Raw genomic sequence first — 12,803 nt, 5'->3', positions numbered from 1 at the left:
AAAACTCATTCAAGATAATGTTACTTGATTCGACGGTATTACTCAGATTTCCCGCTCGGTCTCTGATGGTAACTTGAAACTTAACTGTATCTTTTTTCTGAACAAAATCCTGTAGAAAATCAACCGAGTAATCGAGCGTACCTTCAATCGGCCCTGGTTTACCGTCGGTTTTCAAACGAATAAAATACCCCGAATAAGTTACGCCATCGTTTGGAAACTCTACAAAAACTCCTCTGCGTTTGCGAAATGGTTTTACAATATAATTAAAACCCTGCTTTTTCAGCACAGAGTCACGAGTATCTAAACCTAAGTCGCCATCACCATCCTGAAACTTAATGCTTAAAATAAGCGAGTCTTTCTTACTCTGTGAGAAAGCATCAAGCACAATAATCTTGCGGAGTTCCTTAAACTCAATTACAGGTTTAACATCAAATGAGACCTCTTTATAACAGCCAATTAATGAGCCTATTGCAATCAATATGAGAAATCCTGAAACCTTTTTCATCGTAATTATGTAATTTTGATTAGTCCACGGCCGATAGATAAACATTCACAATTAATTTTTTATGGACTATCGACCAAGACTTGACAACTATTTTCTGCTAATTTAGTAAAAATTATAACATTTTCAATGAGTATCCGCGACGAACTAAAATCGGCAGTTTTGCAATTGGGCGACACCTCTATAAGACCTCATGATTTTGAAGAATTAGCTTTAGAAATCTTTCGCTTTCAAGCTACCACCAACTACACTTACAAAGAATACTTGAGTTTTCTGAATGTAAACCCTACGCAAGTTAGTCGTCTGGAAAAAATACCGTTCTTACCGATTCAGTTTTTCAAACACCATAAAATTGTATCTGATGCCGCTCCTACTCAGGTGATTTTTGAAAGTAGCGGCACAACTGGCGACACCACAAGCAAACACTTAGTGAGCGATTTGCCTTTCTACGAATATGTCAGTCAGCGAATTTTCGAGCAGTTTTATGGCCCCTTGAGCGACTTCCATATTTTAGCTTTGCTTCCCTCTTACCTTGAACGAAATAATTCGTCGTTGGTGTATATGGTGCAGAGTTTTATTTATCGTACTTATTCGAGAGAATCAGGTTTTTATCTGAAAAATACTTCCGAACTCATTCAACAACTCCGACAGCTATCTAACCAAAATTCAAAGCGAAAGGTTTTGTTGATTGGTGTAACTTTTGCCCTGCTCGATTTGGCCGAATCGGGCGAAGATTTATCTTTTATGGAAAAACTGAAAGATAGATTAATTGTGATGGAAACGGGCGGAATGAAAGGTAGAAGAAAAGAATTGTTGCGTGAAGAAGTACATGAGATTCTGACCTCAGCTTTTGGAATTGAAAAAATTCACTCGGAATACGGAATGACCGAACTCCTCTCGCAAGGATACTCGAAAGGCGACGGTATTTTTGAATTGCCTCAGACCATGAAAGTTTTATTACGAGAAATCAACGACCCATTTAAAATCATTTCGACCGTAAACTACACCAATCAGCACGAACGAACACTCATTCGGGGCGGTATCAACGTAGTTGACTTGGCAAACATTGACTCTTGCTGCTTTATTGAAACACAAGATTTGGGGGCATACAATACTGAAAATCAATCGTTTAGTATTATTGGGCGTTTTGATAATTCGGATATTCGGGGCTGTAATCTGATGGTAGTTTAAGATATAAATAATATAATCAACAGAATCTTACTCTACTATCTTGGCATCTACAAAAAGGCTTGTATATTTAGGAATTAAACTCCCTAAATCTATTCCTAACTATGAAAATTCGCCTTATTTGTGTCTTTTCTGTGCTTATTCTTTTACTATCTTTCACTAAAAAAAACGAAATTCGTCAACCTAATTTTATTGTTTTTTTTATTGACGATATGGGCTCGGCCGACTTGGCTTGTTATGGAAATACGTTCAATCAAACACCTAATATTGACCAATTGGCCCAAAAAGGGGTAAAATTCACGAATGCGTATTCTGCCTGTACGGTTTGTTCGCCCTCAAGAGCTGCTCTGATGACAGGTAAATATCCAGCAAAACTTCATATTACCGACTGGATTGCAGGTCATGAAAAAACTAATCCAAAACTTCTGATTCCTGACTGGCAGAAGTTTCTTCCACAATCAGAAAAAACTGTTGCCGAGTATCTCAAAGAAAACGGATATGTCAATTGGCACGTAGGAAAATGGCATTTGGGCGAAGGAGAAGAGTTTTATCCTTTGAATCAAGGTTTTGATATAAATATTGGTGGTTCGAATTGGGGGCACCCCAAAAAAGGCTTTTTTGCTCCCTATCAAATGCCACTCTTGACAGAAGGTGAAAAAGGTGAATACCTAACAGATAGACTAACCAATGAAGCTATCAAACTCATTGAAAATCATAATGAGAATGTGCCGTTTTTCTTAAATTTGGCACATTATGCAGTGCATAGCCCAGTTCAAGCGAAAGCAGAAAAGATTGAAAAGTACAAAAAACTACTTGTTTCGCCTGATAAACAAAAAAATCCGGCTTATGCCGCAATGATTGAAAGTTTAGATGAGGGAATTGGGCGTGTAATGAGTGCCTTAGAAAAAAAGAATTTATTAGAAAACACTGTCATTATTTTTGCTTCCGATAATGGCACTTTGATGCAATCTGCCAGTAGTTTACCATTCAGAAAAGGAAAGGGCTGGTGCTATGAAGGAGGCACTCGAACACCTTTAATTATTTATTGGAAAAATAAAATTGAGGGCGGCAAAGTGATTGATGAGCCTACAATCACGATGGACCTAACATCGACTATCTTAGATTTCGCAGCAATCAAACCCAACGAAAAACTTGACGGCAAATCTCTAAAACCAGTTATTTTGACTAATAAAAAGTATGAAAGGCCTTTATTTTGGCATTATCCGCATTATCACGAAGGCGATGCTCCGTACAGTGCCGTACGCTTGGGAGATTGGAAATTAATTGAGTTTTTTGAGAATAACTCCCTTGAGCTTTATAATTTAAAAGACGACATTTCTGAAAGCAATAATTTGGCATTAATCAATCCTCAAAAAGCAAAAGAGCTAAAGAAACTACTTGATAAATGGCGAAAAGCCAACAATGCACAAATGCCAGCTCTAAACCCTAATTACATCGACAAAAAGAGTAAGTAACATACTTACAAATACTTATTCAAAGTCCGAATCACGGGTGGTAGATAACTCGTTCCGAATAAATTTACATGAACTAATAGCGGATAAATATTATAAATCGGCACTCTGGTATCGAAGCGAGGTTGTAGCGGATATGCCTCATTATAAGTATCATAAAAGCGTTTATCGAAGCCCCCAAAAAGCGTAGTGAAGGCAATTTCCATTTCACGATTTCCGTAATAAACTGCGGGGTCGATGAGCGTTGGTTCGCCACTTTCATTAGTTATTACATTTCCTGTCCATAAATCGCCGTGCAGGAGCGAAGCAGGTTCGTTTGGCAATAATTCGGGCAATACTTTGTAAAATTGCTGAAATTTTTCGTATAAATCCCTACTAATCAACTCGTTATAATAAGCCAAACCAGCCTGAAGATTCAAGCGTTTTTCGATAAAAAAACTCAACCAATCTTCTTTTTGCTCATTGCTTTGGCGAAGCGAACCTATGTAATTATCGAAGTTTAGGCCAAACTTTTCATCAGTATTTCGGTGTAGAGCAGCTATTTTTTCGCCCAACATTTCCCAATAATCAAAGTTAGGCTTGGTATATTCTATGTTTTCCAGCACCAAATAATCTTGTCCGTCACGTCGGCCCCAGTTGATAACCTCAGGCACACGAATCACGTTAGCTTCCCGCAACAAATCAAGACCACGAGCTTCGGTTTCAAACATTCCTTCGTGATTTCGTGTATTATATTTCACAAAGTATTTGCCTTCGTTGGTAACTACCTGTACGGTCACGTTGATACTTCCGCCTTGCAATAGTCGATACTCGGTTACTTGAAAGTCACGCCCGAAGCTCTCAAAAAGTACACCTTCAAAAAATTGGAATTGGTCTTCAGCCGTTTGCATAACACCCCTAACGCCTAAACACCCCCAGCCCCTAAAGGGGAGTAAAAGGGTGAATAGTGCATATTTTAAATTATTAAAAAAACATATCCAAATATCAACACAATCGACTTATTATCAATCACTTACAAGAAATAACTCGTAATTCGCAACTCGTAATTTGTAATTCAATCTCAATAGAAACGTTAAAATAAAAACTTTATCATTAAATTTTCCGAACTTTGTAAAAAATTTCAGTAGATTTATTTATTTCATCCTTTTTCATGCAAAAACGTCATCTTGCCATTCTTGGTTCAACGGGTTCGATAGGAACACAAGCTCTGGAGGTAGTAGAAGCCAATCCTGATATTTTTGAAGTAGAAGTGCTTACTGCACAAAACAACGCCGACTTGTTGATTGAACAAGCAGCTAAGTTTCGTCCGAATGTAGTTGTGATTTCAAACGAAGACCTTTACGATAAAGTTTTTGCGGCTCTCGACCCACTCGATATTAAAGTTTATACTGGAGATAAATCACTGGCTTCGGTCGTGACGATGGACTCCGTAAATATGGTTCTGACAGCTTTGGTTGGTTATGCAGGTTTAATTCCGACTGTGGCGGCAATCAAGGCAGGCAAACACATTGCGTTGGCTAACAAGGAAACTTTGGTTGTGGCTGGCGAACTGGTAACCGAATTAGCCCAAAAACACAAAGTTGATATTTTGCCAGTTGATTCGGAACACTCAGCCATTTTCCAATGTTTGGTTGGTGAATTCCATAATCCAATCGAAAAGATTATTCTGACAGCTTCTGGCGGGCCATTCAGAGGAAAAGACCGTGAGTTTTTGAAAACCGTTACGAAAGCACAAGCTCTGAAGCACCCAAATTGGAGCATGGGGGCAAAAATTACGATTGATTCGGCTTCGTTGATGAATAAAGGCTTGGAAGTGATTGAAGCAAAATGGCTTTTTGGACTTACGCCCGACCAAATCGAAGTGGTGGTGCATCCGCAAAGCATTATTCACTCGATGGTGCAATTTGAAGATGGCAGTATGAAAGCCCAAATGGGTCTGCCCGATATGCGTGTGCCAATTCAGTTTGCTATTGGTTATCCGAATCGATTAAAATCTAATTTTCCGAGAATGGATTTTGCACAATTTCCATCTTTGACTTTTGAAAAGCCTGATTATCAGACTTTCCGAAACTTAGGATTTGCATTTGAAGCACTCCAAACTGGCGGAAATATGGCGTGTATCGTGAATGCCGCCAACGAAATTGCCGTTGCATCTTTCTTGCGTGATGAAATCGGTTTCTTGGAAATGTCAGATTTGATTGAAGATTGTATGAAAAAAGTGAGTTTCGTGCGTACACCAACGCTCGAAGATTATATTGAAACCGACAAAGAAACCAGACGTCTGGCTTTGGAGTTTGTTTAACTGTCGATGGACGACAGTCCACTGATAATAGTTTATTTAGAGAATCAGAGTTTAGAGTAAAATTGCAGAAGCAATAATTCTACATTCTACATTCTACATTCTTAATTTAAAAGTAAAATGGCAAAGCAACCATTTCAAGTAGTTTACGAAGACAATCATATTATTATTGTCAATAAAGCCCAAGGCATTTTGGTGCAGGGCGATAGCACCGGCGATAAAACACTTTCGGACTACGTAAAGCATTATATCAAAGATAAGTACAATAAACCTGGTGATGTTTTCCTCGGAACAGTACATCGGCTTGACCGCCCCGTGAGTGGTTTGGTGGTTTTTGCACGCACCTCAAAGGCTCTCGAACGCATGAACGAACTTTTCAGAAAGCGTGACATCCAGAAAACCTATTGGGCAGTTGTTGGCAAAAAACCTGAAAAGAAAACTGCCAAGCTAACCAACTGGTTGGTTAAAGATGAAAACAAAAACATTGTTAAGGCTTTTGATGAAGAAGTACCAGGTTCGCAAAAAGCTGAACTTACGTACCGTTATTTAGGCGAAATCAATCACTATCATTTGCTCGAAGTAAATCCAATTACGGGTCGTCCACACCAAATCCGTGTGCAGTTGGCCAAAATGGGATGTCCGATTCGAGGAGATGTAAAGTATGGTTATCCTCGCCCAAATCTCGAAGGCAACATCAATCTTCATGCTCGACGCCTTTATTTTGTGCATCCAGTAAAAAAAGAACCTATTATCTGTAAGGCTGCACTGCCCGAAAACTCATTCTGGGAGGAATTCTTAGAACTCGAACCCGAAGATGTAAAAACCGAAAATTTGGACTTTTTGTATTGAGGAATTACATAAATCTGTATCTTTGATTAGGTAATGAAAGAAAAAAATGAAGGTCTTGATTTTATCGTTGATAAACTCACTAACTCTATTGAAAATGTAATTACAGGCGACAGTTTCACTACCGAAATTTCGGTGCTTACCAGCAAAGATTTCAAAAACGTTTCTAAGGAAAAGGGTTGGTTATTTAATTGGAAAGAGGAATATAAAATACCAGAGCGAGAGGTTTATAAACTTACAATTACTAATAATTCCTCAATTATTCAAGGGCTTATTAGTTTAGAGATAAAGTCTGACCATGTTTATATGCACTTAGTAGAGAGTGCACCATTCAACAAAGGACAGTCAAAAGTTTATGCTGGTGTACCGGGCAATTTGGTAGCTTTCGCTTGTAAACTATCTTTTCAACGTGGGCACGAAGGTAATGTTTCTTTCCTTTCAAAAACCCAACTTGTAGAACATTACATCGAAACACTTGGGGCTCTCCACTTCGGAGGGCGAGTGATGATTATCGACACAATAGCTGCATTAAAACTCATCAAAAAATATTTTCCGAGATGAAAACTAAAACAACAGAACTTGATGTGGACTTCATCGGTGGAGAAAGACCACTAAGTAAGGAAGAAGAAGCTCAGATTAGTAATTACATACAAACTCAAAAGATACTGCGAGAAAAAAAACAAATTCGTAGTACTACGATTCGGAGAAATAAAGCCCTTGCGTAAATATCATTTTTAATACTCTATTCAACCTTCAATTCTATAAAAACTAATGAATCGCAGAAACTTTCTTTCAAAAAGTGTCTTGGCCGCTGGTGCAACCAGCCTCGGTACTACCGCCACCGCTTTGGCCTTTACTCCAACCCCTAACTCAACTTCAGCACCCTACAAATACAAACTTTTGTATGCTCCGCATTTCGGAATGTTTGAAAATTCGGCCGGTAAAGACCTTTTCGACCAGCTTAAATTCATGGCCGATAACGGTTTCATGGCTCTCGAAGACAACGGTATGCTGAAACGTCCAGTTGAAACACAAACAAAAATCGGCGAAACACTCGCAAAACTCGGCATGAAAATGGGCGTTTTTGTAGTTGATGGTGGCGATAACTGGAAGGTATCTTTAGCAACTGGCAAGAAAGAGTTTCTCGAAAATTTCTTGAAAACTTGTCGAGAGTCGGTAGAAACGGCCAAACGTTGCAACGCCAAATACATGACGGTCGTTCCGGGGTATTTCGAGCGAAATCTACCTTTGGGCATCCAAACTGCTAATGTAATTGATGCTTTGCGTCGTGCTTGCGATATTTTTGAACCACACAACCTCACGATGGTGCTTGAGCCATTGAGTGACAACCCTGACCTCTTTTTGCGTCATTCCGACCAAAGCTATATGATTTGTAAAGCTGTAAATAGCCCATCGTGCAAGATTTTATTTGATATGTGGCACATGCAGCGAAACGAAGGGCGTATGACTCGAAATATGGATTTATGCTGGGAAGAAATTGCGTATTTCCAAATTGGCGATGAACCAGGCCGTAAAGAGCCAACAACTGGCGAAATCAACTACAAAAGTCTTTTCAAGCATATTTATGATAAATCAAAAGCCAACAACCAAGAGTTTATTATGGGAATGGAACACGGCAACTTTGCGAAAGGCAAAGAAGGCGAAATGAAACTCATTGAGGCTTATCAATGGAGTGATAATTTTTAAAAATAACTCATTTTTACCGTTTATAACGATTAGGGCTTTATTCACGTAAAGCCCTTTTTTTATTCAAAAATTTGCGTGACATTTACACCACAACCGTAAGCAATTCCCACATGAAAAAGGTTTTTATTCTCACTATTTTAGCAATTCAAGTCACTTTTGCTCAAAACACATTCAAATCAGAAGAAGTAAATTATTGGAATACGACCGATTCTGTTCATATTTTCGGCACGCTTACGATGCCCGAAAATGGCTCAAAGTTTCCTGCCGTCATTCTGATTACAGGCTCAGGCATACAAGACCGAGATGAAACCATTTTGGGTCATAAGCCATTCAAGGTAATTGCTGAGTATTTAACAGGTCGAGGCTTTGCGGTTTTAAGAGTTGATGACCGTGGGGCAGGGAAAACAACCTTAGGCCGAAACCCGAAAGCAATGACAAGTGAGAACTTTGCATATGATGTAAAATGTGGAATTGATTATCTGAAAACTCGTAGCGAAATAAACTCTAAAAAAATCGGACTCATAGGCCACAGCGAAGGCGGAATAATTGCCCCGATGGTAGCCGCCAAAAGCGAAGATGTAGCTTTTATTGTGTCATTAGCTGGCACGGGAGTTTCGGGTGAAGTTATTCTACAAAAACAACTTACGATACCCATTGAAGCAATACCAGAATTTTCGGCCACTTTCAAGCAAAAATATGCTGTTTACATGGCCCATGTTTTGCGTGCTTATAAACAAGCAGAAAGCCAAGCTGATGCGGTACTTTCGTTGGATAAAATCACAAAGAACTGGAAAGATAGTCTTTCGACAGAAGAAGCAAAATACGCCAGCAACTTAGCCAATGTTTATTATACCTTAAAAAACATGTCTATTGACTGGGGACGCTTTTTTATTAAATTCGACCCAAAAACGGCTATTTCTAAAGTAAAATGTCCGATTTTAGCTTTAAATGGTTCGAAAGACCATCAAGTTTTTCCGGAAGAAAATTTGGCGGGTATTGAAGAAGGTTTAAAAATGGCAAAAAACAAGCATTACAAAATCTTAAAATTAGAAGGTTTGAACCATCTTTTTCAACATGCTGAAACTGGTTTACCTCAAGAATATGCTAAAATAAAAGAAGATTTTGCTCCCGAAGCCTTACAAATCATGGGCGATTGGTTAATAAAAACTACTAAATAAGCGAAAAGGGCGTTTCGATGACAAACGCCCTTTTTTATCACTTCAAATCTTCCAACTTGCCTAAATCAATGTCATCAATTGTATCCTTGATTTTATCCATTTCTATGTTTCGTCCTTTTACAGATACCACAAAACGCTTTCCTATAATCACGGCCATTTCGCCATCTTTGTTTTTTGAGTTGTATTTTTCGTAGGCTTTGTTTCCTTTGTAGGTTGTCGTTTTTTCGTAGCCGTTTTCGGTTTCTTTATCCATATCCACCATCGACCACGCCGCCATTCCCATCAAAGCACCTGTTCCTGCTACATCAATGATATTTACTTCTATCGAACTATCATCATTTTTATATCTTGCCTCAGCCTTCGACACCATAAAGCCCATTGCTCCTACTTTTTCACTTTCGGCACTTTTTCGAGCTAAACCTGCGGCTTCTTCGGGCAGTAATTCTTTCAAAAGTTTTGCATCAACCACTTCTTTTGGTTCTTCGTTCGATATATTTTCGGCCTCTTTCGTAATTTTATCGACCAACTCCATGGCTTTTTCTTGCTCGGTTTGCTCCTCTTTTTTCTTCCCACAGTTACTTAAAAACACACTTATCGCTATCAGCGATACTAAAAGTCTCATTGTTTTCATATTTTTTGACTGTTAAAGGGTTAATTTTAAAGTAAGTTATGGGTTTTATGAAAAACTTAAAATTGTTTTACTATTTATTTACTAAGCGGTTGAGTAAATTTGAATTTTGAAATCAGACCCAATGCTTACATTTCCAAACGCCAAAATCAATATTGGCTTAAATATTACCGAAAAACGCTCCGATGGCTTTCATAACATCGAATCGGTGTTTTATCCTGTCGAGTGGTGCGATGCCCTCGAAATTATTCCCAACCAAAATCCCGATGCCACAAACGCAGTTTTTCAGAGTTCGGGTTTGGCCATTCCTGGCAATGAAAGTTCGAATCTATGCCTAAAAGCATGGAATTTATTGCAAGACCGCATCAGCGTTCCGCCAATGATTCATCTGCACAAAGTTATTCCGATGGGTGCTGGTTTGGGCGGTGGCTCGGCCGATGGGGCGTTTACACTAAAAATGCTCAACGAAGTCTATGCACTAAACCTCAGTAATGATGAATTGAAAGATTTTGCCCGAAAGCTGGGTTCGGATTGTGCATTTTTCATAGAAAACCGACCCGTTTTTTGCTTCAATAAAGGTGATGAATTTGAAGATTATACGCTTGATTTAAAGGGGAAATTTGTGGTTTTAGTAAACCCCGACATTCATATTTCTACGGCCGAAGCGTATTCGGGCGTATCGCCAAAAAAGCCACAAATAGCTCTAAAAACGGCACTTTCGCAACCAATTTCGACTTGGAAAAAAATAGTTAAAAACGATTTTGAAGAAAAGTTGTTATTAAAGTATCCGACCATTGCCGAGGTGAAAGAAACACTCTATCAGGCAGGAGCAGTGTATGCTTCTATGACGGGTTCAGGCTCGACTGTCTATGGGATTTTTGATAATACAATTGACCTAAAAGACCGTTTCCCAAACTTCGCAATGTGGCAAGGATTTTTTAAAATCTAATAACCAACAACGTTTGGGGTCTATGAATCAACTTACAAAACGCCGTGAACCATTTGCTTTCATGCTATATTTGGCAATTATTGGCAGTGGCTTGTTGTTTTTCTTTTTACTCTTGGTTTTTATTACCAAAGAGGCACGTAATCAGGATATTCCGCTGAAAATTCCTGGCGTATTTTGGGTGAGTACATTCGTAATTATTGCCAGTAGCCTGACCCTGCAAGGAGCCAATAAAGCTTTTAAAGAAGAGCGTTTTCGCAGTTATCGCCTCAATATCAGTCTGACGCTTGTGGCGGGAGTATTGTTTATTGTATTACAGGGACTTGGGTGGCAAAAGATGCTCTCGGCAGGTATTACGATGAGCAATAATACAGGCGGAATGTTTATTTATGTACTTTCGGGGCTGCATATTTTGCATACGCTTGGCGGGCTGATTGCGTTGGCGTCGGCCAATAAAGATGCGTTCCAACGCATGCAGTATGTCGATTCGTTTGTTTATAGCGTAAACCCACCTAACCAACTGAAAATCAAGCTAATAAGTATTTATTGGCACTTTATAGATATTCTCTGGATTATCCTTTTTCTCTTTTTAGTTTACCATGCTTCATAAAACTCGTGGAATAGTTATTAGCTATATTCGTTATCGAGAAACATCAATTATCGTAAAAATTTATACCGAAAAATTCGGTATTCAGTCTTTTATTGAAAATGGTGTAAGAAGCAGCAAAGGAAAAAACAGAATTGCACTTTTTCAACCACTTTCGTTGCTCGACATGGTGGTTTATCACGATGAAAAGAAAGAACTCCATCGAATTTCGGAGATAAAATCAAGTTTTCCATTTCGCACACTTCCCTACGAAATTCATAAATCGAGTATCGGAATGTTTTTGGATGAAATTTTGAATAAAACGCTGAAAGAACACACCGAAAATGAGCTTTTATTCGATTTTCTTTATCACTCGCTCATTTTTTTAGACCAAACCGAAGAGCATTTCGAGAACTTTCACCTAATTTTCCTGCTTAAATATGCTTTTTTCTTAGGGTTTTCGCCACAAGATTCGAGCGAAATCGTATCGCAATTCAGGGAATTTAATGCCATGATTCCGTTTGATGCTGACTACCAAAAACTCATGAATCAGCTAATTTTGGCTGATTATCAAACGCCCCTACTCATGAGCAGAGGCGTGAGAAATCATTTACTCGAAGTTATTATTGTCTTCTACCAAATCCATTTTGAAGAGTTTGGCGAAATAAAATCGTTGCAGGTTTTGCGAGAAGTACTTAGTTAATGGATAATGAATAATTGAAAATGGAGAATTAAAAAAGAATAAATCATTATCAATTCTCCATTTTCAATTATCAATTAATTCCCCTCATCCACGTAGTCAATAAATTCACGCCATAAGCTGTAGCTGATTTCATTTTGGCGAATTCTGAATCGCCAAAAGCCAAACCTGCAATATCAAGGTGAGCCCAATTGGTGTGGCCATCAATAAAAAACTCTAAGAATTTTGCAGCCGTAATTGCCCCCGCAACTGGTGCCGATGAAAGATTTTTGATGTCGGCCACATCCGAGTTCATCATATCTTTATAATCGTCCCAAAGTGGTAAACGCCACAGTTTTTCGCCCGTTTCTTGTCCAATTTCGAGTAATTCATTGGCCAGTTCGTCATTATTCGAGAGTAGTCCAGCGGCAGCATAACCCAAAGCCGCAATACAGTTTCCTGTGAGTGTTGCCAAATCTATGATTACATCTGGTTCAAAGTTTTTCTTGATATAGGCCAATCCATCAGCCAAAATCAATCTTCCTTCGGCATCTGTGTCAATGACTTCAATGGTTTTACCTGAATACGAAGAAATAACTTCGCTTGGTTTTAGTGCATTACCATCAACGCAGTTTTCGGTCGAAGGAATTACCCCAATCAAATGTACTGAGAGTTTTAGTTTTGCAGCCAATTCCATTGCTCCTAAAACTGCTCCTGCCCCACCCATGTCCGACTTCATATAACTCATACTTGCCGAACCTTTGATTGAAAT

At 38.7% G+C, this 12,803-nt stretch carries 15 protein-coding genes; 11 read left to right on the top strand and 4 right to left on the bottom strand.

Annotation, left to right across the window (positions count from 1 at the left end; translation table 11 throughout):
• Positions 1-505, bottom strand: a 505-nt coding sequence (locus ACOVO2_RS15270) for a hypothetical protein (RefSeq protein ID WP_421770814.1), incomplete at its 3' end; no start/stop codon positions are given.
• 126 nt (positions 506-631) lie between these two features.
• Between ACOVO2_RS15270 and ACOVO2_RS15265 the strand changes: the two genes are divergently transcribed.
• Positions 632-1,693 carry an acyl transferase gene (locus tag ACOVO2_RS15265; RefSeq protein ID WP_421770813.1) on the top strand — a complete coding sequence of 354 codons (1,062 nt, stop codon included), beginning with the start codon at positions 632-634 and terminating at the stop codon, positions 1,691-1,693.
• Between the two features lie 101 nt (positions 1,694-1,794).
• On the top strand, positions 1,795-3,165 hold the full coding sequence (locus tag ACOVO2_RS15260; RefSeq protein WP_421770812.1) for a sulfatase: 1,371 nt from the start codon (positions 1,795-1,797) through the stop codon (positions 3,163-3,165).
• A 5-nt stretch (positions 3,166-3,170) separates the two neighbouring features.
• Here ACOVO2_RS15260 and ACOVO2_RS15255 read toward each other — a convergent pair whose 3' ends face one another.
• Positions 3,171-4,052, bottom strand: coding sequence for a fructosamine kinase family protein (locus ACOVO2_RS15255; protein WP_421770811.1), 882 nt, complete (start codon positions 4,050-4,052; stop codon positions 3,171-3,173).
• A 260-nt stretch (positions 4,053-4,312) separates the two neighbouring features.
• On the opposite strand from ACOVO2_RS15255, the gene ACOVO2_RS15250 reads away from it, so the two are divergent.
• The 6 genes from ACOVO2_RS15250 to ACOVO2_RS15225 all read left to right on the top strand — a co-directional run bounded on the left by ACOVO2_RS15250 (position 4,313) and on the right by ACOVO2_RS15225 (position 9,192).
• Positions 4,313-5,464, top strand: coding sequence for a 1-deoxy-D-xylulose-5-phosphate reductoisomerase (locus tag ACOVO2_RS15250; RefSeq protein ID WP_421770810.1), 1,152 nt, complete (start codon positions 4,313-4,315; stop codon positions 5,462-5,464).
• Positions 5,465-5,581: 117 nt separating this feature from the next.
• Positions 5,582-6,310, top strand: a complete 729-nt coding sequence (locus tag ACOVO2_RS15245) for an RluA family pseudouridine synthase (RefSeq protein ID WP_188769866.1) — start codon at positions 5,582-5,584, stop codon at positions 6,308-6,310.
• A 33-nt stretch (positions 6,311-6,343) separates the two neighbouring features.
• Positions 6,344-6,868 carry a hypothetical protein gene (locus ACOVO2_RS15240; RefSeq protein WP_421770809.1) on the top strand — a complete coding sequence of 175 codons (525 nt, stop codon included), beginning with the start codon at positions 6,344-6,346 and terminating at the stop codon, positions 6,866-6,868.
• Positions 6,865-7,032 (top strand): hypothetical protein, encoded by a 168-nt coding sequence (locus ACOVO2_RS15235; RefSeq protein ID WP_421770808.1) that lies wholly within the window; start codon positions 6,865-6,867, stop codon positions 7,030-7,032. Before ACOVO2_RS15240 ends, ACOVO2_RS15235 begins: the two co-directional genes overlap by 4 nt.
• Before the next feature lie 46 nt (positions 7,033-7,078).
• A complete protein-coding gene (locus ACOVO2_RS15230; protein ID WP_421770807.1) occupies positions 7,079-8,014 on the top strand; it encodes a hydroxypyruvate isomerase family protein in 936 nt (311 codons plus the stop codon).
• A gap of 110 nt (positions 8,015-8,124) precedes the next feature.
• Positions 8,125-9,192, top strand: coding sequence for an alpha/beta hydrolase family protein (locus ACOVO2_RS15225; RefSeq protein ID WP_421770806.1), 1,068 nt, complete (start codon positions 8,125-8,127; stop codon positions 9,190-9,192).
• 37 nt (positions 9,193-9,229) lie between these two features.
• Here ACOVO2_RS15225 and ACOVO2_RS15220 read toward each other — a convergent pair whose 3' ends face one another.
• Positions 9,230-9,814, bottom strand: a complete 585-nt coding sequence (locus ACOVO2_RS15220; RefSeq protein ID WP_421770805.1) for a transposase — start codon at positions 9,812-9,814, stop codon at positions 9,230-9,232.
• Positions 9,815-9,944: 130 nt separating this feature from the next.
• Between ACOVO2_RS15220 and ispE the strand changes: the two genes are divergently transcribed.
• The 3 genes from ispE to recO are packed head-to-tail and all read left to right on the top strand — an operon-like array spanning position 9,945 to position 12,055.
• Entirely contained in the window at positions 9,945-10,769 is an 825-nt protein-coding gene (ispE, locus tag ACOVO2_RS15215; RefSeq protein ID WP_421770804.1) for a 4-(cytidine 5'-diphospho)-2-C-methyl-D-erythritol kinase, read from the top strand.
• A 22-nt stretch (positions 10,770-10,791) separates the two neighbouring features.
• Entirely contained in the window at positions 10,792-11,376 is a 585-nt protein-coding gene (locus tag ACOVO2_RS15210; protein WP_421770803.1) for a cytochrome c oxidase subunit 3, read from the top strand.
• Positions 11,366-12,055, top strand: a complete 690-nt coding sequence (gene recO, locus ACOVO2_RS15205; protein WP_421770802.1) for a DNA repair protein RecO — start codon at positions 11,366-11,368, stop codon at positions 12,053-12,055. Before ACOVO2_RS15210 ends, recO begins: the two co-directional genes overlap by 11 nt.
• 70 nt (positions 12,056-12,125) lie before the next feature.
• Here the strand turns inward: recO and ACOVO2_RS15200 are convergent.
• Positions 12,126-12,803 (bottom strand): leucyl aminopeptidase family protein (locus tag ACOVO2_RS15200; RefSeq protein WP_421770801.1); only part of this gene is annotated, 678 nt, incomplete at its 5' end.

This window comes from Emticicia sp. (assembly GCF_049241225.1).
Taxonomy (GTDB): Bacteria; Bacteroidota; Bacteroidia; order Cytophagales; family Spirosomataceae; genus Emticicia.
The sequence above is the reverse complement of the archived record's forward strand: the minus strand, read 5'-3'. Positions and strand labels throughout refer to the sequence as shown.

Coding starts and splice junctions, on each gene's coding strand:
- ACOVO2_RS15265 (WP_421770813.1), top strand. CDS start 632: ATGAGTATCCGCGACGAACTAAAATCGGCAGTTTTGCAATTGGGCGAC.
- ACOVO2_RS15260 (WP_421770812.1), top strand. CDS start 1,795: ATGAAAATTCGCCTTATTTGTGTCTTTTCTGTGCTTATTCTTTTACTA.
- ACOVO2_RS15255 (WP_421770811.1), bottom strand. CDS start 4,052: ATGCAAACGGCTGAAGACCAATTCCAATTTTTTGAAGGTGTACTTTTT.
- ACOVO2_RS15250 (WP_421770810.1), top strand. CDS start 4,313: ATGCAAAAACGTCATCTTGCCATTCTTGGTTCAACGGGTTCGATAGGA.
- ACOVO2_RS15245 (WP_188769866.1), top strand. CDS start 5,582: ATGGCAAAGCAACCATTTCAAGTAGTTTACGAAGACAATCATATTATT.
- ACOVO2_RS15240 (WP_421770809.1), top strand. CDS start 6,344: ATGAAAGAAAAAAATGAAGGTCTTGATTTTATCGTTGATAAACTCACT.
- ACOVO2_RS15235 (WP_421770808.1), top strand. CDS start 6,865: ATGAAAACTAAAACAACAGAACTTGATGTGGACTTCATCGGTGGAGAA.
- ACOVO2_RS15230 (WP_421770807.1), top strand. CDS start 7,079: ATGAATCGCAGAAACTTTCTTTCAAAAAGTGTCTTGGCCGCTGGTGCA.
- ACOVO2_RS15225 (WP_421770806.1), top strand. CDS start 8,125: ATGAAAAAGGTTTTTATTCTCACTATTTTAGCAATTCAAGTCACTTTT.
- ACOVO2_RS15220 (WP_421770805.1), bottom strand. CDS start 9,814: ATGAGACTTTTAGTATCGCTGATAGCGATAAGTGTGTTTTTAAGTAAC.
- ispE (WP_421770804.1), top strand. CDS start 9,945: ATGCTTACATTTCCAAACGCCAAAATCAATATTGGCTTAAATATTACC.
- ACOVO2_RS15210 (WP_421770803.1), top strand. CDS start 10,792: ATGAATCAACTTACAAAACGCCGTGAACCATTTGCTTTCATGCTATAT.
- recO (WP_421770802.1), top strand. CDS start 11,366: ATGCTTCATAAAACTCGTGGAATAGTTATTAGCTATATTCGTTATCGA.